Origin of the sequence: Duganella qianjiadongensis (genome assembly GCF_009857915.1) — a bacterium.
Taxonomy (GTDB): Bacteria; Pseudomonadota; Gammaproteobacteria; order Burkholderiales; family Burkholderiaceae_D; genus Rugamonas; species Rugamonas qianjiadongensis.
In genome coordinates this window covers 108,516-130,873 of record NZ_WWCM01000009.1, presented here as the reverse complement: position 1 = coordinate 130,873, position 22,358 = coordinate 108,516, and the positions used below count along the sequence as shown (strand labels likewise).

Below are 22,358 nucleotides of genomic sequence, written 5' to 3'. Positions count from 1 at the left end.
GCGGGCGCTGAGCGGGACGCAGCCCTCATAGGCGCCCCTGACGTTCGCAGCTGAACCGGATCAGCGCAGAGCGTGGTAAATTATCAGATTGCCTATGTGGAGTTACCGTGTCCGGATTGTCCCTGCCTCGCCTTGCCGTTCCCCTTGCCGCCGCGCTGCTGGCTGCCCTGCTGGGCGGCTGTGCCGCGCTGACCCCTGCGCCCGTGGCGGACTTCAGTTCCTACGTGGTGCTGGGCGAAAACGGCCGCGCCGTCGCGCGCGTGCTGATCGATGCGCCGGCCTGCCCAGCGCTACAGATCGACCAGCGCAGCGTGGCCATGCGCGTGCGCTCGCTGCCTGCCAGCGTAGCACTGCGGCCCACCGTTTCGCCGGTGGCCGACTCCAAACCGGCCGTGTTCCCCCTGCTCACCTGCGAAGCGGAACTGCCTGCGCCGGGCAGCTATGCCAGCGCCAGCGTGCTGGGCCGCCAGCTGCCGCGCCAGTCCGCCGCACCCCAGCGCATCGTCGTGCTGGGCGACACGGGCTGCCGGCTGGCCGACCATGCACAGAACTATCAGGCCTGCAACGACAAGGATGCCTATCCCTTTGCCCGCATTGCGGCCGCCGCCGCCGCATGGAAGCCTGATCTGGTAATCCACGTGGGCGACTACCACTACCGTGAAAACGCCTGCCCGGACGGCAACGCCGGCTGTGCCGGCAGCCCGTGGGGCTATGGCTGGGACGCCTGGCAGGCCGATTTCTTCAACCCCGGCGCCAGCCTGCTGCAAGCCGCGCCGTGGATCATGGCACGCGGCAACCATGAAAACTGTGCCCGTGCCGGTCAGGGCTACTGGCGCTGGCTCGATCCCCGTCCGCTACTGCCACAGCGCGACTGCGACGATCCTGCCAACGACAAACTGGGCAACTACAGCGCACCGTACGCCGTGCCGATCGGGCAGGATACCCAGCTGCTGGTGCTCGATAGCGCCAGCACCAGCTGGCGCGGCTTCAAGCCGGGCGATACGGGCTGGGAGCAATACCGCGACAACTACCGCGAGCTGGCCAGTCTGGCCGCGCAGGCGCCGCGCAATCTGGCTGTCATCCACCACCCGCTACTGGCCATGGGTGCCGACCGCAAGGGCGACGGCCCCATCCAGCTGCTCAAGGGCGATGCCGGCCTGCAGCAAAGTTTCGGCTCGCTCAACCCGTTTTACCTGCCGGACAATGTCCAGACCCTGCTGTCCGGCCACGTCCACCTGTGGGAGCAGATGAGCTTCTCCAGCCCCCACCCCAGCCAGTTTGTTTCCGGCTTTTCCGGTACGGCGGAAGATATCGTGCCCCTGCCCGCCAGACTGCCAGACGGCGTGACGCCGGCACCCGGTGCGGTGGTGGAAGCCTTTAGCCACTGGATAGACGGATTCGGTTTCATGACCATGGAACGGCAGGGCGCGGACCAGTGGCTGGTGCAAATCCATGATCTGCAGGGCCAGATCCGCAACCGCTGCCAGATCACGGGCCGCCACTCGCGCTGCGAGCGCGATCAGGTCAAATAAACCGGCCTGCCAGCCTGCGGCGCGCTCCCGGCGGGACGACATGTCACAGGCTGTTACATCGGCAAGTGCGCCCGGTGTTACCAAATGCACTAAAATACGGGCGATTCCGTGTAAGATGCCCCGGCTGTGCCCCAACGCGCCAGCCCCCTTTCGTTTTGGAGAAGAGTTTATGAAAAGTTTGTATCAGCGTGCAGGCCTGACCCTGTTGTGCGGCGCGGTATTGGCAGGCTGCGGCGGCAGTGGTGGCAGTATGGCTCTGAGCGGCACCATCTTCACCCTGAACAAACCTGATCTGGTGCTCATCAATACCAAGAATGGCGAAACGCTGGCGATTGCTTCCGGTCAGGCCACCTTCGTGTTCACCAAGCTGGTCAAACCCGATGAGGAATTCGACATCGAAGTGCAAACCCCGCCTACCGGCGCCAAATGTACCCCTGTCGGCACCACCAATAAAGGCAAAGCCAGCGTCTACACGGCTTACCAGATCCAGTTCAACTGCGTCACCAACCCTTACACGCTGGGCGGCACGGTCACCGGTCTCGATACCAAAGGACTGGTACTGACCAACGGTTCCGATACCGTCAGCGTACTGCCGCCCACGACGCCGGGCGCGCCGGTCAGCTTCACCTTCCCGACCAAGGTTGCCGATGGTTCGCCATATGGCGTCGCCATCCTGACCCAGCCTAAGGACACCAGCAAGGTCTGCACCGTCAGCAATAATGTCGGCAACATGCCTTCCGATAACTACAACGGCGTCGTCGTCACCTGCCAATAATGCGGGCCGGGCCGCCCGTACGGCGGCCGCCCTTCCCTGTGAGATCTGGAGCACTACATGAACATCAAATTAATGGGCGCCGCAGCGGCGCTGGTACTGGGCGCGGCGCTGGCTGGCTGCGGTGGCAAACAGCAATTCGCCGTGCAAGGCACGATTACGGGCCTTAACAATGCCGGTCTGGTACTGGCCAACGGCAGCGACACCCTGCCCGTGCCGGCCGGTGCACTCACCTTCACCATGCCCAAGCAGATCGACTACGGCGCCAGCTTCAATGTGGTGGTACAGACCCAGCCAGCTCACCAGACCTGCACGCCGGTAGTGGCCACCTCGTCCGGTTCGGCCGGCCACACGCTGGCGATCAATGCACAGATCACCTGCGTACAGAATAGCTATGCGCTGGGCGGCAAATTCAGCGGCCTGTACGCCAATAATGATGCCACCGCCACCACGGCCGCCACGCCGCGTACCGTGGTACTGCTCAACGGCAGTACCGGCGGCCAGCTGTCCGTTTCCAGCGCCATGGCCGATACCAACACGCCGGGTGCCGGCTTCTTCAACTTCGCCGCCGCCGTCAAATTCGGCGATGCCTACGGTGTGACGATACTGTCCCAGCCTAGCGATGTCAGCTGCACGCTGACCAATGGCAGCGGCATCATGCCCGAATCGCCCGTCAGCAATATCGTCCTGACCTGCGTACCGAAAACCTGATCAGGCCCGGCAGAGCAGAGGAGAACAGGACGCCGCGACAGGCCGTATGGCAAGATGCATAGTATTATTCGAAACATGAATAATTGATATGCGAAAAATAAACTTGCCTTATATGACGCAACGCAGCATACTAGACCTGTCTCCTCCACTTCTTGCAAAGGAATTGGATTTAGCCCGCTCACTGTAGCGGGCTTTTTTTTTACCTGCGGGCTCAGCTCGGGCAAGGGGGCAAACTTGCCAGACATAAAAAACCGCAAAGACTCAGCGGCTTTGCGGTTTCAGCGCGGCGTGCAGCCGGGCCGCACGCCTTGCAGGCTCGGAATCAGGCCAGATTGGCCAGCGCCACATACTGCGCCAGACTGATAGTCTCGGGACGCACACCGGGATCGATACCGGCTTCGATGATCTGCGCTTCCGTGAACATGCCAGCCAGACAGTTGCGGATCACTTTGCGGCGCTGCGAAAACGCCTTCTGCACCACGGCTTCCAGCCGCGCACCGTCGCAGGCCAGCGGCTGGGCCAGCGGGATCATGCGCACGATGGCGGAATCGACTTTCGGCGGCGGATCGAACGCTTCCGGCGGCACGATGAACAGCAGCGTCATGTCGTAGCGCCATTGCAGCATCACGGACAGGCGGCCATACACCTTGCTGCCCGGCTCGGCCACCATGCGCTCCACCACTTCCTTCTGCAGCATGAAATGCTGGTCCTTGACCTTGGGCGCAAACGCCGCCAGATGGAACAGCAGCGGGCTGGAAATGTTGTAGGGCAGATTGCCGACGATGCGCAGCTTCTGGCCTTCCGGCACGGGCAGGCTGGCGAAATCGAATTTCAGCGCATCGCCCGCGTGCACGGTGAGCTTTTCCGGCCGATAGCGCTGCTGCAGACGCGCCACCAGATCGCGGTCCAGTTCCACCACATGCATATGCGGCAGGCTGCGCGTCAGCTGGTCCGTCATGGCGCCCAGACCGGGGCCGATTTCGACCATGGTATCGCCGGCGGCGGGAGCGATCGAATCAGTGATGCGGTCCAGAACGTGCTGATCGTGCAGGAAGTTCTGGCCAAAGCGTTTACGGGCAACGTGTTTCATGATGTTCTTATAAAGTTGGTGAGGCAGCGATCATCGCCAGTGCGCTATCGATCGCGGCCAGCATACTACCACTGTCGGCCCGGCCCAGCCCCTGTGCGGCCAGATCGAGCGCCGTGCCATGGTCCACCGAGGTACGGATAAACGGCAGGCCCAGCGTGATATTCACCCCGCGCCCGAACGTTGCATACTTGAGCACCGGCAGGCCCTGATCGTGGTACATGGCCAGCACGCAGTCGGCTTCCTGCAGGTACTTGGGCTGGAATACCGTATCGGCCGGATACGGCCCGCGCGCATCGATGCCGGCCGCCTGCGCCGCAGCCAGCGCGGGGGCGATCACATCGATTTCTTCGCGTCCCAGATAGCCGTTTTCACCGGCATGGGGGTTCAGGCCGCACACCAGTATGCGCGGGGCGGCAAGGCCGAATTTGGTTTTCAGATCATGGTCGATAATGGTCAGCGTGCGCAGCAGGCCATCCACGCTGAGCGCCGCCGCTACCTGCTGCAAAGGCAGATGGGTGGTCGCCAGTGCCACCCGCAGCGCTGGCGCTGCGGCTGCGCCTAGTGTCTGGGCAGGCACACCGGCCAGCATCATCACCACCTGCTCGGTGCCGCTATGCAGGGCCAGATATTCGGTATGGCCGGTGAAGGCGATGCCGGCATCGTTGATGGTGGACTTTTGCAGCGGCGCCGTCACCATGGCACTGAACCAGCCTGCCTTCAGCCCTTCCAGCGCCAGATCCAGCGTGGCCAGCACGCTGCGGCCGTTCAGATGATCGAGCTGCCCAGCCACCACATGGGCAGCCAGCGGCACGTCGATGGCGATCAGCCGGTCCGGCCCGAAATAGGGCAGGCCCGCATTGCGCACCGCCTGCGAGGACAGCGCCGACACCCGGATGGCCGGTTCGATATCGTGGGCCAGCATGGCCAGATAGGCAGCGTCGCCCAGCAGCACGCAGTTAGCCTCGTGACGCCGCTGCCACGCAGCGCGGAGGGCGATTTCCGGACCGATGCCGGCCGGTTCGCCGACCGTCAGGGCCAGCACGGGCCGGCGTCCCGCAGATTGATTGCTAGCGCCCACGGGCGACCCTTTCCTGCTGATGCGATTATTCGATGGCCGTCCGCAGCGGGCGGCCAGCCGTCCTTATTTGGCCGGGTTGCTGCCGTCTTCGGTGCGGAACTCGACGTAGGCACGGTCGCGCACTTCGCGCTGCCAGCTTTCCGCCGCTTCTTCCATCTTGCGTTCGCGGATGGCCTGACGGGCGTTATTGCGCTCGCGCTCCTTGGAGACGTCGTCGCTCTTACGTTCCAGTACTTCGATCAGGTGGATACCGAAGCTCGATTCCACCGGCTCGCTGACTTCGCCGATCTTCAGGTTGTTCATGGCCGCTTCGAACTCCGGCATGGTATCGCCCGGATACAGCCAGCCCAGATCGCCGCCCTTGGCCGCCGAACCGTCGTTCGACACCAGACGGGCCAGATCTTCGAATTTAGCCGCCTTGTTATCCAGCCGCTCCTTCAGTTCCAGCAGCTTGCGCTTGGCATCGGCGGCGCTCATGGTCGGCGTGACCTTGAGCAGAATGTGGCGGGCATGGGTCTGCTGCACGGCAGCCACGGCCTGTGCTTCGGCCAGACTGCGCCGCTCGGACACCTTCAGAATGTGGAACGCGCCCACGCTCTTGATGATAGGCGTTACCTGACCCGGCTTGAGCTTGCCCAGCGCTTCCGCGAACACGGGCGGCAGACGCTCGGGCTGACGCCAGCCCACCACGCCGCCTTGCAGCGCATCGCTGGAATCGGAATAGGTACCGGCCATCTTGGCGAAATCGGCGCCGGTGCGCAGCTGGCGCATCACTTCCTCGGCGCGGGCACGGCGCTGGGCGATCACTTCGGCGGTGGCATTGTCCGGAATCCGGATCATGATCTGCGAAATATTCAGCTCGAACTGCTCGGCTGCCGCAGCTTTTTCGGCCGCCAGGAAGCTATCCACTTCGGCGTCGGAAATCTGGATCTTGGCATCGACTTCATGCTCGCGCAGACGCTGCATGGTGATCTCTTCGCGGATCTCTTCGCGGAAGGCGGCGTAGGGCATGCCATCCTTTTCCATCTGGTTGCGCAGATCCTGCACATTCATTTTCTGCGCTTCGGCGATACGGGCAATGGCGCGGTCGAGCTGCAGGTCGTCCACCCGCACGCCCATCTCTTTGGCCATCTGCAGCTGGGCGCGTTCCACGATCATGCGTTCGAGCAGCTGGCGACGCAGGTCGGCGGCATCAGGCAGGGCCACGTTCTGCGCCTTCATGCGGCCAGTCACGGTCTTGATGCGGTTATTCAGTTCGCGCTGGGTGATCACATCGTCATTGACCACCACCACGATGGAATCGATGGCCACATTGCCCGATTCGCCGGGCGGCAGGAAACCTTTGCCATCGCTCTTGACGGCCGGCTTGGCAGCTACCGGCGCGGCCGCAGAGGCAGCCGTGGCAGCCGGAGCGGCGACTGGTGCAGCAGGTGCGGCAGCCGGCTTTTTGCCGAACAGGCTGCAACCGGCCAGCGCGCTGCTGCACAACAGCAGCGCCAGAACTTTCATCGGGATGGGACGGGCATTACGCATGGTAGAAGCTCAACAGTCAGTAGTGATCAATCAAACAGCGCCGGCCGTCCACAGGGGATGACAGGCGCCGGGGGCAGGCATCAGTCCTTAGCGGCCATAGCCTTCATTCAAACGCTGGTAACCGGGAATACTATTTTTCATCGCTTCGAGCGGACTACCCACGCCAAGGTGCGACAGGCCGTTCAGCTCCAGCTGGAAGAAGATCGGCGTGGACGCCTTGGTGGACGTCGTCACGAAGCGCTGGGCCCCCATACGGAACACCCAGCAATCGCTGTTGTACTCGAGACCGATCAGACTTTCCAGCACTTTTTTATCCTGCATGGAGTAGCTGACGCGGCCCACCCCATACCAGCGCTGGAAAATCGGCCACTGGCTCGACACATCGATATTTTTAAAACTGTTACGCAGATAGCGGTAACCCAGATTCAGCACCTTCTTCTGGCCCGGCAGCCATTGCACGGTATAGCTTTCCGATACCACCCGGCTCTGGCTCGGGCTGTACTGCACGGCGCTGTCGAAGCCCCAGGTTTCGGCGATGCGGCCGGTGGCGGCAAGCAGCATGTCGGAACGCGCATCAACCACCGGGGTGGAGGAATTGAGCTGCACACGCTGATCGCGGAAATAGAAACGCTGGCCGAAGGCGAGGCGCAAGGCTTCCGCGCCCGCTTCGTTGAGGAAGCGCGACACCAGCGCTGCCGTCAGCTGGTTGGCATCGCCGATACGGTCGGAACCGACGAAACGGTTTTCGCTGAAAATCTGGCTGAAGTTGAAGGTGGCGGCATCCGTATCGAAGGTGGGGAAACGGCTCTGATCGCGGTACGGCGTGTTCACATAGAACAGGCGCGGTTCCAGTGTCTGCGTCACTTCCTTGCCGCCCAGCTGCAGCGGCCGTTCGAACACCAGCCCGGCGTCGACCGACAGAGTCGGCACCGAACGCGATAACTGCTCGGCCTTGCTGCCGGTGGCATCGTTCGCATCGAGATCGTAGCGGGCCAGATTGACGCTGGCCTTGGGCGTGATGAAATAGCTGGCGCCGATAATCGGATAGCTGAGCTGCGGGATCGCCACCATGCGGGTGCCGCGCAGCAGGGTGGGGTGATAGAAACGCGTCAGTTCGCTATCCATGGCCCAGTCGAAGCCACCGGCCACATCGTACTGGGCGGCGTGGAAGTTAATCGCCGGCAGGCGGTCGTAAGGACGCGACACGAACAGGCTGGGGTCGACCACCGATTCCGGGTCCTGCAGCACCTGATACTTCTGCACCCGCGCCGTCAGGGTCCAGAAATCGCCATGGTAGTCGGTACGCAGTTCGCGCAGCAGCTGGCGTTCCGTGGAGCTCGACACCGTCTTGGAGAAATCATTGGGATAGTTGTTATCCGACGCAGCGCGCACCTGCCAGCCGTAGGACCAGTCGCTGCTCAGTTCCTGCGTATGGTGCGAACGCACGCTCCAGCGGTCGCTGGAGCCGCCCGGCGTGGCCGGAATGTACTGCTTATCGTGCGGCAGGAATTCCAGATAGGTTTCGCCCTGATACAGCCCGCCATCCGTTTCGCCCAGATAGCGGCCATTGGCGCCTAACTGGAAGCCGCGGCGCGGAATGATTTTCGGGTACAGCGTCAGATCGCGGTTAGGTGCGATATTCAAGTAGTAGGGCACGGTCAGTTCGGCCGCGCCTTTCGAGCCGAAGCCCGGCATGGGCGACAGCCAGCCCGAGCGGCGCGCGCCCGACAGCGAGAACGACAGCGCCGGCGTACCCAGTATCGGCACGTCCTTGAAGTAGATGATGGTTTTGCCGGCCGTGCCCACATCGCGCCCCGAATCGAGGTTCAGCGTGTTCGAGCGCAGATACCAGTCCGGATTGGCGCTCTGGCAGGTGCTGTAGGTGCCGTTCAGCACCAGCGCTTCGTCTTCATTGAGGAAGTTGATGCGCTCGGCCTTGCCCTGCGCATGGTTGGCTTCCAGCCGGTAGGTCGGGTTGAGCATATAGCCCTGCCCCGTATCCATATTCAGTTGCAGCGCATCGCCCGTAAAGTAGTCGCCAAAGCGCCAGATGCGCACATTGCCTTCCGCCTGCACTTCATCTTCCACCTGCTTGTAGCAGGCCGTATCGGCCTTGACGCGGGTCTGGTCCTTGACCAGTTCCGCATCGCGGTTCAGGGTGATTTCGCGCTCGGGGCGGCCGGTAATGTCTTCCGCCTGGATCACGGTGACGGCAGCCTTGTTCTCCACCCGAGGCGCGCGGGTCTTGCCGGGCAGGCTCTGGGCGTAGCCGGGCACGGACGAAACCGTCACGATAGCAGTCAGGGCATAGGCCCAGCGGGGCGAGGTAGAGGGGGGCAAAAGCCAGCGCAGGCAACTCATGAAAAATAAGGGCGTACCACCATGACAGGCGATTTTTTAATCTGAATCCCTTATTATAGGGGAATCTGTGCGACGTGAGTCGCGAATGCAGCCAAGCTATGGCAATGATGTTCATACCGAGGTATTTAATAACTCTTTGAATTTTAAGAGCTATTTTTTATCACTGATACAAAGTGTCACATTTGCAGTCGTTGTCTAGATTGAAATGGCGTGAAATCTGATTTCGCCCATCCAATCGAAAACATTGCGAAAGCATTATTAAAAACTGTGTCCACGTTGTTGGTTAGCAACAGTGGTTGCAAATATTTTTTCGGTATCTCCTACCGAACTCCACTGCATTAGCACTGCCTCTCCGGCCAGTGTGCAAACCAACGGGCAGCCTATCGCCCGTATCAATAACATTCGCGAAAAGCTCATCAATACCTTGTCGTACCTAACGCTCTCGTGGAGACGTCAGTGCTACGACCGGACGCGCGACCGTCCGTCACCTACTTAGACATGCGTCATTGGTAACAATGGGGTGTGAAGCTCTGAGAACAATGTACCCCCGGAAATCCGGTATACCGTCACGCGAGTGATCGGTATAGAAACTGCTAGCAGTAATGCGGTGGAGGGGCTAGGTGAGTGCTGCAAGGGTAATGTCATGTGAACCATCGTTTGAACCCTCGTAACTATAACTAGGCCAAAACTGCTGCCAGGCCTAAACCAAAACGGTACGTGGTCGGTTGTCTCTGTGGATTCTAGGGACACGTCGTCATAACACCACCGGGGGAAAGATGGACCCTAAACAGCCAGTGGCGCCCTCTCAAGGCGCCTCGATATTGATGGGAACACGGTAAGCCCGATTTCTCGCCTCAAATTTCAGTACATCGAATCAAAAGGCAGGGAACTCGCAAGGGAACCTATTGAGAAAGCGGGTATGGGAGGATGGAAAAAGCGAACGCCGAATTGTAATGATCCGGATAGGGATTCGAGATTTGTCCTAACCTGAAAGGGTGCAGACTTCCATCTGGTGTAATAGTCGTTAACGACTGCATAAACTCAACTCATCCCAAAGGGACTTACGCGCCCTTCGGGGAGCTACGTCCCAAGGGATTAACACCCGAGGTACAGCATGAGAGTAACCGATACGCAATTCACCGGTTCTGCGGCCTCGCACGCTCCCAAAGAATGGGCCGACATTAACTGGCGGCTAGTTCATAAGAACGTGAGAGTAACGCAGCACCGCATAACGAAGGCCACGCAGGAAGGCAATTGGCGTAAGGTTAAATCCTTACAACGATGGCTAACCCGCTCGTATAGCGCCAAAGCACTGGCAGTAAAACGAGTGACTGAAAATCAAGGCAAACGCACTGCCGGGGTGGACCAGAGACTATGGGACACACCTACACAGAAAATTTCTGCCATTGGTCAGTTAAAGAAACGAGGATATCGCCCGCTCCCTTTACGGCGGGTCTATATCCCTAAGTCGAATGGAAAGTTACGCCCCTTGGGCATACCGACCATGCTTGATAGAGCTATGCAAGCGCTACACCTGCTTGCTCTTGATCCGATCTTAGAAACGGTCAGCGACCCGAATTCTTATGGATTTAGGAAGAACCGCTCGACCGCCGACGCTATGTCGCAAATATTTCTTCAAACATGCCGGAAAGTTTCGGCTGAATGGGTTTTGGATGCGGATATCGAAGGCTTCTTTGACAACATCAACCACGACTGGATGTTAGATCAAGTCCAAATGGACAAGACCATCCTCCGGAAGTGGCTGAAATCCGGGGTAGTCGACCGGGATCAACTGACAGCAACTACTGCGGGAACACCACAGGGCGGCATTATCAGCCCTGCTTTAGCTAACTGGACGCTGAATGGGCTGGAGTCAGAACTAATAACGTATCTCGGTACGTTATACGGAAAGACAAAAGCCTCGAAACTCAAAGTTGGTGTAGTCCGTTACGCGGATGACTTCATCATCACCGGTAGCTCGCGAGAGTTACTGGAAGAAGTCATCAAACCATGGATCATCCAATTCCTTGCAACCAGAGGATTGCGATTATCCGAAGCAAAAACGCGTATCGTACATATCAACGAGGGATTCGACTTCTTGGGTTGGAATTTCCGCAAATATTCAGGGAAACTTCTAATCAAGCCTAATAAGAAGAATGCTCAGGCATTTTATGAAAAGCTCAGAAAGACAATCAGCGAAAACATCGGAATCAAACAGGAACAGTTAATTCAGTTACTCAATCCGATGCTTCGAGGCTGGGCGCAGTATCACAGCCCCGTCGTAGCTAAAGAGGCATTCTCACGTATGGAAGCGCTGCTATTTTGGCGCTTACGGCGATGGGCCAAACGCAGACACCCGAAGAAGAACGACGCATGGATCAGCCGGAAGTACTGGCGTCCAATCGACGGGCGGAGTCAGGTATTTGCTGCGGACATCGACACACAGGAAGGCACTAAAGGAAGACTGGATCTGTACTCACTACAGAGTACTCCCATCGTCCGCCACAAGAAAATCAAAGGAACGTATCACCCCTATGACCCTCAATGGGAAATGTACGGTGAGACACTTCGACAGGAACGCATGCTGGAAAGCATGAGTTATCGGAAGGAGTGGATTCGACTGTACGTAGACCAGAAAGGCTTGTGCGCGGTTTGTGGTAACGCGATGGACATGGACACTGGATGGCACGACCACCACCTAGACTACAGAGTCAACGGTGGGTCCAATGCTCTTGGAAATCGCGTATTATTACACCCAACATGCCATGCTCAAGTGCATAGCCGAAATTTAAAAGTTGTTAAGCCGGTTCCTGAATAGGAACTTTTATTATGCTTGAGCCGTGTGCGATGAAAGTCGCAAGCACGGTTCTTAGGGGGGAGAGATTCCAGTAATGGGTCTCTCCTACCCTCCTCAGTCTATACCGGTTTCCGCCGTCCGCTCCATGTCTTTATTACAGAATTTACCATCTGATACGCCTGCTAACACTGATGCCAACAGCCCCGATCTGCGTCTGGCCGCTCTCACCGCGTGGCTGGCCGGCCTGAACGTGGTGGCAGCAGCCAGTGCCCGCCCGGCTTCCGCCGACGCCAGCTTCCGCCGCTACTTCCGTCTCGACGTATTGCCAGAACAGCAAGCCACGCTGGGCAGCACCCTGATCGCCATGGACGCGCCGCCGGAACGCGAAAACGTGCTCGCCTATGTCAAGGTGGCGGAAATGCTGCGCCAGGCCGGTGTCAGCGTACCGCGCATTATCGCTACCGACTACGAACGGGGTTTCATGCTGCTGTCCGATCTGGGCACCACCACCTATCTGCAGGTGCTGGACCACGATAACGCCTCCATCATGTACGCCGAAGCGCTGGAAGCCCTGAGCCGCTTCCAGCTCACCAGCGTGCCCGACGTGCTGCCCGAATACGACCGCGCCTTCCTGCAGCGCGAAATGGCGCTGTTCCCCGAGTGGTATATCGGCCGCCACCTGAACGCCAGCCTGACCGAAGCCCAGCAGAAATCGCTGCAGGGCGTGTTCGATGCCATCCTCGCCAATGTGACGGCGCAGGCGCAGGTATTCGTGCACCGCGATTTCCATTCGCGTAATCTGATGCAGATCGACGTGGGCAATCCCGGCGTGCTGGACTTCCAGGATGCCCTGTACGGTCCCATGACCTACGATCTGGCCTCGCTGCTGCGCGACGCCTACGTGCAGTGGGATGAAGAACTGGTGCTGGACTGGGTAATCCGCTACTGGCAGCACGCCAAGTCGCTGGGCCTGCCGGTGGCGGCCGACATCGACGATTTCTACAAGGATTTCGAGTTCATGGGCCTGCAGCGCCATCTGAAAATTCTCGGCCTGTTCTGCCGCCTCAACTACCGCGACGGCAAAGCCCAGTATCTGAACGACCTGCCTACCGTGCTCGAATATGTGCGCAAAACGGCAGGCCGCTACCCCGAGCTGAAGCCGCTGCTGCGCCTGCTCGACACGCTGGAAAACAAGGCGCCGCAAGTCGGCTACACCTTCTAAGGGACGGCCATGAAAGCAATGATCTTCGCCGCCGGTCGCGGCGAGCGCATGCGCCCGCTCACAGACACCACCCCCAAACCGCTACTGGTGGTGCGCGGCCGCCCCCTGATCGTCTGGCACGTGGTCAATCTGGTCAAAGCCGGCATCACCGACATCGTCATCAATCACGCCCATCTGGGCGAGCAGATCGAAGCCCTGCTCGGCGATGGCAGCAAGTACGGCGCCAACATCCAGTACTCGCGCGAAGGCACGGCGCTGGAGACGGCGGGCGGTGTGGCCGCCGCGCGCCACCTGCTGGGCGAAGAGCCCTTCCTCGCTGTTTCGGCCGACCTGTTCATCCCGCAGTTCGACTTCAGCCAGGTGCTCGACGTGCTGCACGATAAAGACCTGTGGGGCAATCCCTATCCGGCCGAAAAACGCGACCTGTGCTGGCTGTATCTGGTGCCCAATCCCGACTTCCATCCGGACGGCGACTTCGGCCTGACCCTGTACACCGTCAATAACCACGGCACGCCGCGCTACACCTTCGGCAATATCGGCGTGTACCGCATGGAGATGTTCGACGCGATCACGCCGGGCAGCCACGCCAAACTGGGGCCGCTGCTGCGCGAAGCTGCCGAGCGCGGACAGGTGGGCGGCGAAATCTACACGGGACCGTGGCACAACCTCGGCACCGTGCAGCAGCTGGAACAACTGAACGCCCCGCTGTCGCTGCGGCCGGCGTCCATCCAGTGAGCAGCGCGGCCAGCCTGATGGCGGCCTGCGCGGCGCGCCGTGCAGCGCTGCTGGCGCAGCTGCCGGCGGGCGCCATCGCCGTGCTGGCCACGGCGCCGGAAGTGGTGCGCAACGCCGACAACGAATACCCCTACCGCCACGACAGCGATTTCTACTACCTGAGCGGCTTTACCGAACCGGACAGCGTGCTGGTACTGGTGTCCGCACGTGCCGGCAGCGCCGCACAGGCCATCCTGTTCTGCCGCCAGAAAAACCCCGAACGGGAAATCTGGGATGGCTACCGCTACGGGCCGGAAGCTGCCCGCGTGGCCTTCGGCATGGACGCCGCCTACGCCATCGAAGACCTCGATGGCGAAATGAGCCGCCTGCTGGCCGATGCCCCGGCCCTGTACTACCCGCTGGGCAGCAGCCTCGATACGCAGGTCAAGGTGTGGCGCTCGGCCCTGCGCGCGCGTGCCCGCACAGGCGTGACGCCACCCGATAGCGCAGTCGACCTGCTGCCCCTGCTGGCCGAACTGCGCCTGCGCAAGGACGCCGAAGAACTGGCCTGCATGCAGCGCGCCGCCGACATCTCCGCGCAAGCGCACCTGCGTGCCATGCTGGCCACCCGCCCCGGCATGTACGAATACGAAGTGGAAGCGGAACTGCTGTATGCCTTCCGCCGCAGCGGCGCACAGGCGCCGGCCTACAACTCCATCGTCGCCAGCGGCGCGCGTGCCTGCGTGCTGCACTACAGCGCCAACAATGGTCCCTGCCTCGATGGCGAACTGCTGCTGATCGACGCTGGCTGCGAGTACAACAGCTATGCCGCCGATATTTCGCGCACCTATCCCGTCAATGGCCGCTTCAGCGCTGCGCAGAAACGCCTGTACGAACTGGTGCTGGCCGCGCAATCGGCGGCACTGGGCGCCATTGCACCGGGCCGCCCTTATGCCGACATGCATCAGGCAGCCGTCAGAGTGCTGGCGCAGGGCATGCTCGATCTGGGACTGTTACAGGCCCATGTGCACGGCACGGTGGACGACGTGATCGCCAATCAGCACCACCAGAAGTTTTATATGCACGGCACCGGCCACTGGCTGGGACTGGACGTGCATGACGTGGGCCACTACCGCGACATCACGGCCAGCGACAAGCCTTCGCGCCCGCTGGAGCCGGGCATGACGCTGACGGTGGAACCGGGCATCTACGTGCGCCCCGCACCGGACGTGCCCGAGTGCTACTGGAACACCGGCATCCGCATCGAAGACGATGTGCTGGTGACGGACCGCGGCTACACCATCCTGAGCGCCGCCGCGCCCAAGAGCGTGGCCGACATCGAACACCTCATGCAGCAGCGCCCTCACCCCTGAGCTGATGCAGCAACCCGAAATGCAGCAATCATGAGCACTACCCCGAATTCCAGCAACGTCAGTAACACCGGCACACGCCACGCCGCAAGCGGCAGCCCTGAATATGATGTCGCCATCTGCGGCGCCGGCCCGGCCGGCATGGCGCTGGCCCTGCTGCTGCACCAGCGCGGCATGGCCGCCCGGCGCATCGTGCTGATCGACGCCCGTTCGCTGGCACAGGCCAGCGATGATCCCCGTTCGCTGGCTCTGGCATGGGGCAGCCGGCAGATACTCGATGCCATCCACGCCTGGCCTGCCGTGGCCACGCCTATCGAACAGATCCACGTTTCGCGCCGCGGCCAGTTCGGCCGCAGCCTGATCGACCGCAGCGAACACGGCCTGCCTGCCCTCGGCTACGTTACCCGCTATGGCGACATCGTCACGGCGCTGGGTGCCGCCTGCCTGCAGGCCGGCATTTCCATGCTGCGTCCGGCCCGCGTGGAGAACATCGACGAACAGGCCGACCATGTGCGCGTGGTGCTGGCTGGCGATGTGCCCGCCGTGCGCGCCGCCATCGTGGTGCAGGCCGAAGGTGGCCTGTTCAGCGATCAGGCCAGCCGTTCGCAACGACGCGACTACCAGCAGAGCGCCGTCATCGCACAAGTGCGCGCCGAGCGCCCCATCGCGGCGCGTGCCTATGAACGTTTCACGGAACAGGGCCCGCTGGCCTTGCTGCCGCAGGATCAGGGCGGCGCCGAGGGCGAATATTCGCTGGTATGGTGTCTGCGCCCCGACGAGGCGGCACGGGTACAGGCGCTCGATGACGCCAGCTTCCTGACCGAACTTGGCGCCGCTTTTGGCACCCGGCTGGGCCGCTTCGTGCACGCCACGCCGCGCCTGGCCTTCCCGCTGGGACTGAACGCCGACCCGCACAGCACGGCCCGCACCGTCGCTATCGGCAATGCAGCGCAGACGCTGCATCCGGTGGCAGGGCAAGGGCTCAATCTGGGCTTGCGCGATGTGGCGGTGCTGGCCAAGCTGCTGGCACAGAGCGCCGACCCTGCCCATCTGGCGCAGTTCACCGCGCTGCGCAAACAGGATCGCCAGACCACCGTGCGCATCACCGACACCATGGCGCGCATCTTCGCCAGCACGTCGCCGCTGCAAAGTTTGCTGGGGCTTACACTAACCGCCATCGATCTTGTACCGCCAGCGCGCAATATGCTGGCCGAACTGCTGATGTACGGCCGCCGCTAATAGGCAGAGAAAATGAAAATACGTGACGCCATTGCCGAAGACGCACTAGCGATAGTCGATATCTACAACCACTATGTGCTGACCACCACCATCAGCTTCGAGGAGCAGGCGGTAACGGTCACCGAAATGCAGCAGCGTATCGCCGACGTCCAGCGTGGCGGCCTGCCATGGCTGGTCGCGGAAGAAGACGGTGTGGTAGTCGGCTATGCCTACGCTACCAAATGGCGCGTCCGCCATGCCTACCGTTTTTCAGTCGAGAGCTCGGTGTATCTGGCGCCTGACCTAGCAGGCAAGGGACTGGGTACGGCACTCTATCAGCAATTGCTGGAACGCCTGAGCGCCAGCAGCTACCACCTTGTCATCGGCGGTGTCGCGCTGCCGAATGCGGCCAGTGTGGCGCTGCACGAAAAGATGGGCTTCGAAAAGGTCGCCCAGTTTCGCGAAGTTGGCTTCAAGTTTGGCCGCTGGATCGACGTAGGCTACTGGGAAAAGTCGCTCGCCACAGCGCTTTCCGGCATGCCTTAACCATACCCGCGCTCTGCATTGAGATTCGATTTCTATTCAACGTAGAAATCCAGCTGAACGCATTTCCATTGCAGCGTTAGTCTCAAGCTAGCTCGCGGCGAGCTGGGACCGAGAGAGGGTGGGTATGCTCTTTCCCGCTCCGTGTGGTAAACCCTCTGCGTTTTCCTCTTAAACCCTCTTATTTTCTCTGCTTTTCTCTTATTTTCTCTGCATATAAGTTATGCCTTTCGTTTTCATCCCAAGCTGGCTTCGTTTTTCCAGAACTCATTTTTAGCCTTTCGTTTGATCTCAAACAAAAGCTGATATTAGCAAGCAGAGAAAATAAGAGGGAAACAGAGAAAATAAGAGCAAATAAGAGGAAAACGCAGAGTGTTCACCACAGTGATCGCCCAACTGTCCCCCGACACCCTGCTGCGCGTCATACAGCAATTGCAACGCGAGGGTCAGTCACCAGACGTTAGCGCCGCCATCAACACTGCCCTTGAATTCTGGCTCCAGGAAAAGCTCAGGCTGGCATCCGAACCAGCTGCCGCTGGGCAGCGCGGCTACCAATGGAAAACCGTCTTTCTGCCCGAAGGCACCATTTTGCGCTCATGGAGCTATGGCGAACACAATTATGCTGAAGTCATCGGCGACCAGATCATCCATCAAGGTCGCCCCGTCAGCCCCAACCAGTTTGCCCGCTCATTTGCGCGCAGCATGCGGAATGCCTGGATAGACCTGTCCATCCGCCGGCCGGGCGAGCGCTACTTCACCATTGCCAGCCGCCTGCGCGCAGAATCACTGCAGAAAAAATAGCCCGTCCCGCTCGACTACAACTGCAACTAGCGCCCAACTTTCCACTACACTCTGTCAGGTCGCCAACTACTCAGCAGGAGTCGTAGCATGAGCAAAGTTTTCGTCAACATCGGACTGAGCCTCGATGGCTATATGGCGCCGGAAGGCATGACCATGGACGACCCCAGTTACAAGAACTGGGGCGCAAAATGGGGAGCATTGATGGCCTGGCTGATTAATCAGCAATACTTCCGCGACAAGCTGCACTTCGGTCCCGGTGGTGAAACCGGCGCCGTCAACGACATGGTGCGCCACACCTTCGAACGTACCGGCGCCAACATCCTCGGCAAACGCATGTTCGATCAGGGCGAAGTCAGCTGGCCGGAAGAGGCACCCTTCCACACCCCCGTGTATGTACTCACCCACGAGAAACGGGAACCCTGGGTGCGCCCCGGCGGCACCACCTTCTATTTCATCAACGAGGGCCCTGAGCGCGCGCTGGAACTGGCGCGTGCAGCAGCCGGCGAACGCGACGTCCGCATATCCGGCGGCCCCGAAGTGATCCAGCAATATCTGAACCTGAATGCCATCGACGAACTGGAAATCGCCCTCGCACCCATCCTGTTCGGCAGCGGCCGTCGCCTGTTTGAAAATCTGGGCGAGACGGCATCCCAGTTCCGCATCGACTCCGTACTGAACGGCACGCACGCCACCCACCTGCGCTACGTGCGCGCATAAAAAAACGGGGCCCTGATCACCCGGGGTCCCGTTCTCCTGCAGCCGGCAAGCCAACCTGGGCTTTACTCGACTGCTTTCACCATATCCTCGATGACTTTCTTGGCATCGCCAAACACCATCATGGTATTGGCCTGATAGAACAGCTCGTTATCCAGACCGGCATAACCGGAAGCCATGGAACGCTTGTTGACGATGATGCTCTTGGCCTTGTAGGCTTCCAGAATCGGCATGCCGGCAATCGGCGAGCTGGGATCTTTGGCAGCCGGATTGACCACGTCGTTCGCGCCCAGAATCAGCACCACGTCGGTCTGACCGAACTCGCCGTTGATGTCTTCCATCTCGAACACCTGATCGTACGGTACTTCCGCTTCTGCCAGCAGCACGTTCATGTGGCCCGGCATACGGCCTGCCACCGGGTGTATCGCATACTTCACGTTCACGCCCTTGTGAGTCAGCTTCTCCACCAGTTCTTTCAGCGCGTGCTGGGCACGTGCTACCGCCAAGCCGTAGCCCGGCACGATAATCACGCTTTCCGCATTGGCCATGATGAACGAAGCATCGTCCGCCGAACCGGATTTGACCGGACGCTGTTCCTTGGCTGCGCCGCTGCCTGCTTCCGCTGGCGCACCGCCGAAGCCGCCCAGAATCACGTTGAAGAACGAACGGTTCATGGCCTTGCACATGATGTAGGACAGAATCGCACCGGACGAACCCACCAGCGAACCGGCGATGATCAGCATCGCGTTATTCAGCGAGAAGCCGATACCTGCCGCCGCCCAGCCCGAGTACGAGTTCAGCATCGACACCACCACCGGCATATCGGCGCCGCCGATAGGAATGATGATCAGCACACCGAGCACGAAGGCGATCGCCGTCATGATCAGGAAGGGCAGCCATGCCGGCGTTGCGCCGCTATCGAAGCAGAACACCAGACCCAGACCCACCATGGCCAGCGCCAGCAGCAGATTGAGCAGGTGCTGACCGGCGAAATTCACCGGCGCGCCCTGGAACAGACGGAACTTGTATTTGCCCGACAGCTTGCCGAAGGCGATCACGGAACCGGAGAAGGTAATCGCACCGACAAAAGTACCGATGAACAGTTCGATGCGGTTACCGAAGGGCAGCGCCTCGCCAGCCTGCGCAATGCCGAAAGCCTGCGGCTCCGACACGGCAGCCACCGCGATACACACGGCGGCCAGACCGATCAGCGAGTGCATTGCAGCGACCAGTTCCGGCATCTTGGTCATCTCGACCTTTTTCGCCAGCACGGCGCCGATACCGCCGCCAACCACCACGCCCAGCGCCACCAGCGTAAAGCCGCCGGCGCTGCCGTGGCCCGCAGCCGCCGCTGCTGCGGCCATGGCCTGCAGCTTGAAGATCAGCGCCACCGTGGTAACAAACGCGATAGCCATGCCCGTCATGCCGAAGGCATTCCCGGCACGCGCCGTGGCAGGCGAAGACAGACCTTTCAGCGCCTGTATGAAGCACACCGAAGCGATCAGGTACAGCAGGGTGACCAGATTCATGGAGATACCGCTCATGCCTGCTCTCCCTTGTTAGCAGCAGCCTTAGGCGCCTTCTTCTTGAACATTTCCAGCATGCGCTGGGTCACCAGAAAACCGCCGAACACGTTCACCGCAGCCAGCGCCACGGCCACGGTGCCGGCAATCTGCCCCACCAGACCTTCCGTCAGCGCGGCCGCCAGCATGGCACCCACGATGATAATGGCCGATACGGCATTGGTCACCGCCATCAGCGGCGTATGCAGCGCAGGCGTCACGGTCCACACCACGTGATAGCCCACATAGATGGCCAGCACGAAGATGATCAGATTGATGATGGTATGGCTCACTTCCATAAAACCTCCTTTTATTTTCTCAGCAGTTCGCCGCCGCTGCACAGCAGCGTGGCCTTGAGGATTTCGTCTTCGCGGTCGATCACCAGCTGGTCTTCCTTATTGATGATCAGCTTGAGGAAGTCGAGCACATTGCGCGCATACAGGGCCGACGCATCCGCCGCCACCAGCGTGGCCAGATCGGGCTGGCCGACAATGTGCACGCCGTGGCGCACCACCGTTTCGTTCAGCACGGACAGCGGGCAGTTACCGCCCTGCGCCACCGCCAGATCGACGATCACCGAGCCCGGCTTCATAGCTTTCACCGTATCTTCGGAAATCAGCACCGGCGCCTTGCGGCCCGGGATCAGCGCGGTGGTGATGATGATGTCGGCCAGCTTGGCGCGTTCGTGCACCAGCGCCGCCTGACGCGCCAGCCAGTCGGCCGGCATGGGACGGGCATAGCCGCCCACACCCTGCGCGATTTCTTTCTCTTCGTCGGTGAGGAAAGGCACGTCGATGAATTTGGCGCCCAGCGATTCCACCTGCTCTTTGACTGGCGGACGCACGTCGGATGCTTCGATCACGGCGCCCAGACGCTTGGCCGTAGCGATCGCCTGCAGACCGGCCACGCCCACGCCCATGATCAGCACGCGGGCCGCTTTCACGGTACCGGCTGCCGTCATCAGCATGGGCATGAAGCGCTGGTAGGTATTGGCCGCTACCATCACCGCCTTGTAGCCGGCGATATTGGCCTGCGAGGACAACACGTCCATCGACTGCGCGCGGGTGATGCGGGGCACGGCTTCCAGCGCAAATGCCTGCAGGCCGGCGGCCGCCATCGCGGCATTGTTCTCCGCATCGAAAGGATTGAGCATGCCGATCAGCACCGTGCCGCCCTTCATCAGGCCGCGCTCCGCTGCATCCGGTGCGCGCACCTTCAGCACCACCTCCGCAGCGTAGGCGTCTGCCGCCGTGCCTATCTGCGCACCTGCTGCCACATATGCCTCGTCGGTCACCGATGCGGCCAGACCAGCGCCAGCCTGCACGATCACACTGTGCTTGGCCGCCAGCTTCTTGACGGTTTCGGGCGTCGCCGCAACCCGGGTTTCGCCCGGCCGCGTCTCGGCCGGTATGCCTATTCTCATGCTGCCTCCCAAAGATTAATAAACTGACTAGAATCTAACACGGATTGCCGGGGCTGCACGCGGCAGAGTTCCCCCCTCGATGGCCCCATCATACTTAATACGTATTTATCAATAAATGCCGCATTTATCACTACATTTATTACAAAATGTCATCTATTGCTGTTAAAACACTTAATCTAGCGCAAAGAAGCCTGCTCCAGAGTACTCTTTGCGCTAAAGTTTGCGCTATTTCAATGTCGCTTCTATGACACGCAGCCAGAGCAGCGCCTAAACGGCCGGAACAGGCTAAAATATCGGCTCTTTCAAGGATCGCCTATGCCACGTATCTGGAAACCCTCTGTCACTGTTGCCGCCATCGTCGAAAAGGATGGCAAATTTCTCGTTATCGAAGAACAGACTAGCGATGGCATCCGCATTAACCAGCCAGCCGGCCATCTGGACCCGCATGAATCGCTGGAACAGGCAGTAATCCGCGAAACGCTGGAAGAAACCGCACACGATTTCACGCCCACTGCGCTGGTGGGCATGTATATGTCGCGCTACACCTCCAACCGCACGGGCGAAGAAGTCACCTATCTGCGCTTTACCTTCTGCGGCGTGCCGGGCCAGCAGCATGACCGCCCGCTCGACGATGGCATCCTGCGCACCATGTGGCTGACGCGCGACGAACTGGCCGCCTGCGCCGACCGTCACCGCAGCCCTACCGTGCTGCAGTGCGTGGACGAATATCTGGCTGGCCGCCGCGCGCCGCTGGAGCTGCTGCAGACCCACGCTTCGGTCTTCCTGTCGGCGCCGGACAGCAGCCACGGCTGACAGCAGCGCGCAGATAGGCAGCACGGCAGCGGCAAGACCGCTGCCGCTGGCGCTGGCGCTGATTCAGCAAGACTGCAAAACCCTGCAGATAAATGATATAAACA

General features: G+C 60.6%; 19 protein-coding genes. 12 read left to right on the top strand and 7 right to left on the bottom strand.

What is annotated here, in order from left to right:
* The first annotated feature begins 107 nt into the window (after positions 1-107).
* The 3 genes from GTP27_RS14270 (at position 108) to GTP27_RS14260 (ending at position 3,015) form a co-directional block, all read left to right on the top strand.
* Positions 108-1,532 carry a metallophosphoesterase family protein gene (locus tag GTP27_RS14270; protein ID WP_371865928.1) on the top strand — a complete coding sequence of 475 codons (1,425 nt, stop codon included), beginning with the start codon at positions 108-110 and terminating at the stop codon, positions 1,530-1,532.
* A 169-nt stretch (positions 1,533-1,701) separates the two neighbouring features.
* Complete coding sequence (locus GTP27_RS14265; RefSeq protein ID WP_161039842.1) at positions 1,702-2,307, top strand: hypothetical protein; 606 nt, start codon at positions 1,702-1,704, stop codon at positions 2,305-2,307.
* A gap of 57 nt (positions 2,308-2,364) precedes the next feature.
* Entirely contained in the window at positions 2,365-3,015 is a 651-nt protein-coding gene (locus GTP27_RS14260) for a hypothetical protein (RefSeq protein WP_161039841.1), read from the top strand.
* A 322-nt stretch (positions 3,016-3,337) separates the two neighbouring features.
* Here the strand turns inward: GTP27_RS14260 and rsmA are convergent, their stop codons facing one another.
* The 4 genes from rsmA to GTP27_RS14240 all read right to left on the bottom strand — a co-directional run bounded on the left by rsmA (position 3,338) and on the right by GTP27_RS14240 (position 9,077).
* A complete protein-coding gene (gene rsmA, locus GTP27_RS14255) occupies positions 3,338-4,105 on the bottom strand; it encodes a 16S rRNA (adenine(1518)-N(6)/adenine(1519)-N(6))-dimethyltransferase RsmA (protein ID WP_161039840.1) in 768 nt (255 codons plus the stop codon).
* A gap of 7 nt (positions 4,106-4,112) precedes the next feature.
* A complete protein-coding gene (gene pdxA / locus GTP27_RS14250) occupies positions 4,113-5,183 on the bottom strand; it encodes a 4-hydroxythreonine-4-phosphate dehydrogenase PdxA (RefSeq protein WP_161039839.1) in 1,071 nt (356 codons plus the stop codon).
* Between the two features lie 63 nt (positions 5,184-5,246).
* A complete protein-coding gene (locus GTP27_RS14245) occupies positions 5,247-6,716 on the bottom strand; it encodes a peptidylprolyl isomerase (protein ID WP_229633887.1) in 1,470 nt (489 codons plus the stop codon).
* Between the two features lie 87 nt (positions 6,717-6,803).
* A complete protein-coding gene (locus GTP27_RS14240; protein WP_161039838.1) occupies positions 6,804-9,077 on the bottom strand; it encodes an LPS-assembly protein LptD in 2,274 nt (757 codons plus the stop codon).
* A 1,114-nt stretch (positions 9,078-10,191) separates the two neighbouring features.
* Between GTP27_RS14240 and ltrA the strand changes: the two genes are divergently transcribed.
* The 8 genes from ltrA (at position 10,192) to GTP27_RS14200 (ending at position 18,459) form a co-directional block, all read left to right on the top strand.
* Positions 10,192-11,895, top strand: a complete 1,704-nt coding sequence (gene ltrA / locus GTP27_RS14235) for a group II intron reverse transcriptase/maturase (protein ID WP_161039837.1) — start codon at positions 10,192-10,194, stop codon at positions 11,893-11,895.
* 124 nt (positions 11,896-12,019) lie between these two features.
* Complete coding sequence (locus tag GTP27_RS14230; protein WP_161039836.1) at positions 12,020-13,096, top strand: aminoglycoside phosphotransferase family protein; 1,077 nt, start codon at positions 12,020-12,022, stop codon at positions 13,094-13,096.
* A gap of 9 nt (positions 13,097-13,105) precedes the next feature.
* Positions 13,106-13,831: an N-acetylmuramate alpha-1-phosphate uridylyltransferase MurU gene (gene murU, locus GTP27_RS14225; RefSeq protein ID WP_161039835.1), complete on the top strand. Its 726-nt coding sequence runs from the start codon at positions 13,106-13,108 to the stop codon at positions 13,829-13,831.
* Positions 13,832-13,848: 17 nt separating this feature from the next.
* Entirely contained in the window at positions 13,849-15,183 is a 1,335-nt protein-coding gene (locus tag GTP27_RS14220; RefSeq protein ID WP_161039926.1) for an aminopeptidase P N-terminal domain-containing protein, read from the top strand.
* Positions 15,184-15,321: 138 nt separating this feature from the next.
* On the top strand, positions 15,322-16,419 hold the full coding sequence (locus GTP27_RS14215; RefSeq protein ID WP_229633909.1) for an FAD-dependent monooxygenase: 1,098 nt from the start codon (positions 15,322-15,324) through the stop codon (positions 16,417-16,419).
* Positions 16,420-16,431: 12 nt separating this feature from the next.
* Positions 16,432-16,944 (top strand): arsinothricin resistance N-acetyltransferase ArsN1 family B, encoded by a 513-nt coding sequence (locus tag GTP27_RS14210; protein ID WP_161039833.1) that lies wholly within the window; start codon positions 16,432-16,434, stop codon positions 16,942-16,944.
* A 369-nt stretch (positions 16,945-17,313) separates the two neighbouring features.
* Positions 17,314-17,742 (top strand): hypothetical protein, encoded by a 429-nt coding sequence (locus tag GTP27_RS14205; RefSeq protein WP_161039832.1) that lies wholly within the window; start codon positions 17,314-17,316, stop codon positions 17,740-17,742.
* Positions 17,743-17,829: 87 nt separating this feature from the next.
* Positions 17,830-18,459: a dihydrofolate reductase family protein gene (locus GTP27_RS14200; RefSeq protein ID WP_161039831.1), complete on the top strand. Its 630-nt coding sequence runs from the start codon at positions 17,830-17,832 to the stop codon at positions 18,457-18,459.
* A 62-nt stretch (positions 18,460-18,521) separates the two neighbouring features.
* Here GTP27_RS14200 and GTP27_RS14195 read toward each other — a convergent pair whose 3' ends face one another.
* The 3 genes from GTP27_RS14195 to GTP27_RS14185 are packed head-to-tail and all read right to left on the bottom strand — an operon-like array spanning position 18,522 to position 21,441.
* Positions 18,522-20,000, bottom strand: a complete 1,479-nt coding sequence (locus tag GTP27_RS14195) for an NAD(P)(+) transhydrogenase (Re/Si-specific) subunit beta (protein ID WP_161039830.1) — start codon at positions 19,998-20,000, stop codon at positions 18,522-18,524.
* Positions 19,997-20,317 (bottom strand): NAD(P) transhydrogenase subunit alpha part 2, encoded by a 321-nt coding sequence (locus tag GTP27_RS14190; RefSeq protein WP_161039829.1) that lies wholly within the window; start codon positions 20,315-20,317, stop codon positions 19,997-19,999. Before GTP27_RS14190 ends, GTP27_RS14195 begins: the two co-directional genes overlap by 4 nt.
* 11 nt (positions 20,318-20,328) lie before the next feature.
* Positions 20,329-21,441: a Re/Si-specific NAD(P)(+) transhydrogenase subunit alpha gene (locus GTP27_RS14185; RefSeq protein WP_161039828.1), complete on the bottom strand. Its 1,113-nt coding sequence runs from the start codon at positions 21,439-21,441 to the stop codon at positions 20,329-20,331.
* 315 nt (positions 21,442-21,756) lie between these two features.
* Between GTP27_RS14185 and GTP27_RS14180 the strand changes: the two genes are divergently transcribed.
* Positions 21,757-22,254, top strand: a complete 498-nt coding sequence (locus tag GTP27_RS14180; protein ID WP_161039827.1) for an NUDIX hydrolase — start codon at positions 21,757-21,759, stop codon at positions 22,252-22,254.
* Positions 22,255-22,358: the final 104 nt, after the last annotated feature.

What these genes read in the sequence shown, in the direction of transcription:
- GTP27_RS14265 (WP_161039842.1), top strand. Translation starts at nt 1,702, where the DNA reads ATGAAAAGTTTGTATCAGCGTGCAGGCCTGACCCTGTTGTGCGGCGCG.
- GTP27_RS14260 (WP_161039841.1), top strand. Translation starts at nt 2,365, where the DNA reads ATGAACATCAAATTAATGGGCGCCGCAGCGGCGCTGGTACTGGGCGCG.
- rsmA (WP_161039840.1), bottom strand. Translation starts at nt 4,105, where the DNA reads ATGAAACACGTTGCCCGTAAACGCTTTGGCCAGAACTTCCTGCACGAT.
- GTP27_RS14245 (WP_229633887.1), bottom strand. Translation starts at nt 6,716, where the DNA reads ATGCGTAATGCCCGTCCCATCCCGATGAAAGTTCTGGCGCTGCTGTTG.
- GTP27_RS14240 (WP_161039838.1), bottom strand. Translation starts at nt 9,077, where the DNA reads ATGAGTTGCCTGCGCTGGCTTTTGCCCCCCTCTACCTCGCCCCGCTGG.
- ltrA (WP_161039837.1), top strand. Translation starts at nt 10,192, where the DNA reads ATGAGAGTAACCGATACGCAATTCACCGGTTCTGCGGCCTCGCACGCT.
- GTP27_RS14230 (WP_161039836.1), top strand. Translation starts at nt 12,020, where the DNA reads ATGTCTTTATTACAGAATTTACCATCTGATACGCCTGCTAACACTGAT.
- murU (WP_161039835.1), top strand. Translation starts at nt 13,106, where the DNA reads ATGAAAGCAATGATCTTCGCCGCCGGTCGCGGCGAGCGCATGCGCCCG.
- GTP27_RS14220 (WP_161039926.1), top strand. Translation starts at nt 13,849, where the DNA reads ATGGCGGCCTGCGCGGCGCGCCGTGCAGCGCTGCTGGCGCAGCTGCCG.
- GTP27_RS14215 (WP_229633909.1), top strand. Translation starts at nt 15,322, where the DNA reads ATGGCGCTGGCCCTGCTGCTGCACCAGCGCGGCATGGCCGCCCGGCGC.
- GTP27_RS14210 (WP_161039833.1), top strand. Translation starts at nt 16,432, where the DNA reads ATGAAAATACGTGACGCCATTGCCGAAGACGCACTAGCGATAGTCGAT.
- GTP27_RS14200 (WP_161039831.1), top strand. Translation starts at nt 17,830, where the DNA reads ATGAGCAAAGTTTTCGTCAACATCGGACTGAGCCTCGATGGCTATATG.
- GTP27_RS14195 (WP_161039830.1), bottom strand. Translation starts at nt 20,000, where the DNA reads ATGAGCGGTATCTCCATGAATCTGGTCACCCTGCTGTACCTGATCGCT.
- GTP27_RS14190 (WP_161039829.1), bottom strand. Translation starts at nt 20,317, where the DNA reads ATGGAAGTGAGCCATACCATCATCAATCTGATCATCTTCGTGCTGGCC.
- GTP27_RS14185 (WP_161039828.1), bottom strand. Translation starts at nt 21,441, where the DNA reads ATGAGAATAGGCATACCGGCCGAGACGCGGCCGGGCGAAACCCGGGTT.
- GTP27_RS14180 (WP_161039827.1), top strand. Translation starts at nt 21,757, where the DNA reads ATGCCACGTATCTGGAAACCCTCTGTCACTGTTGCCGCCATCGTCGAA.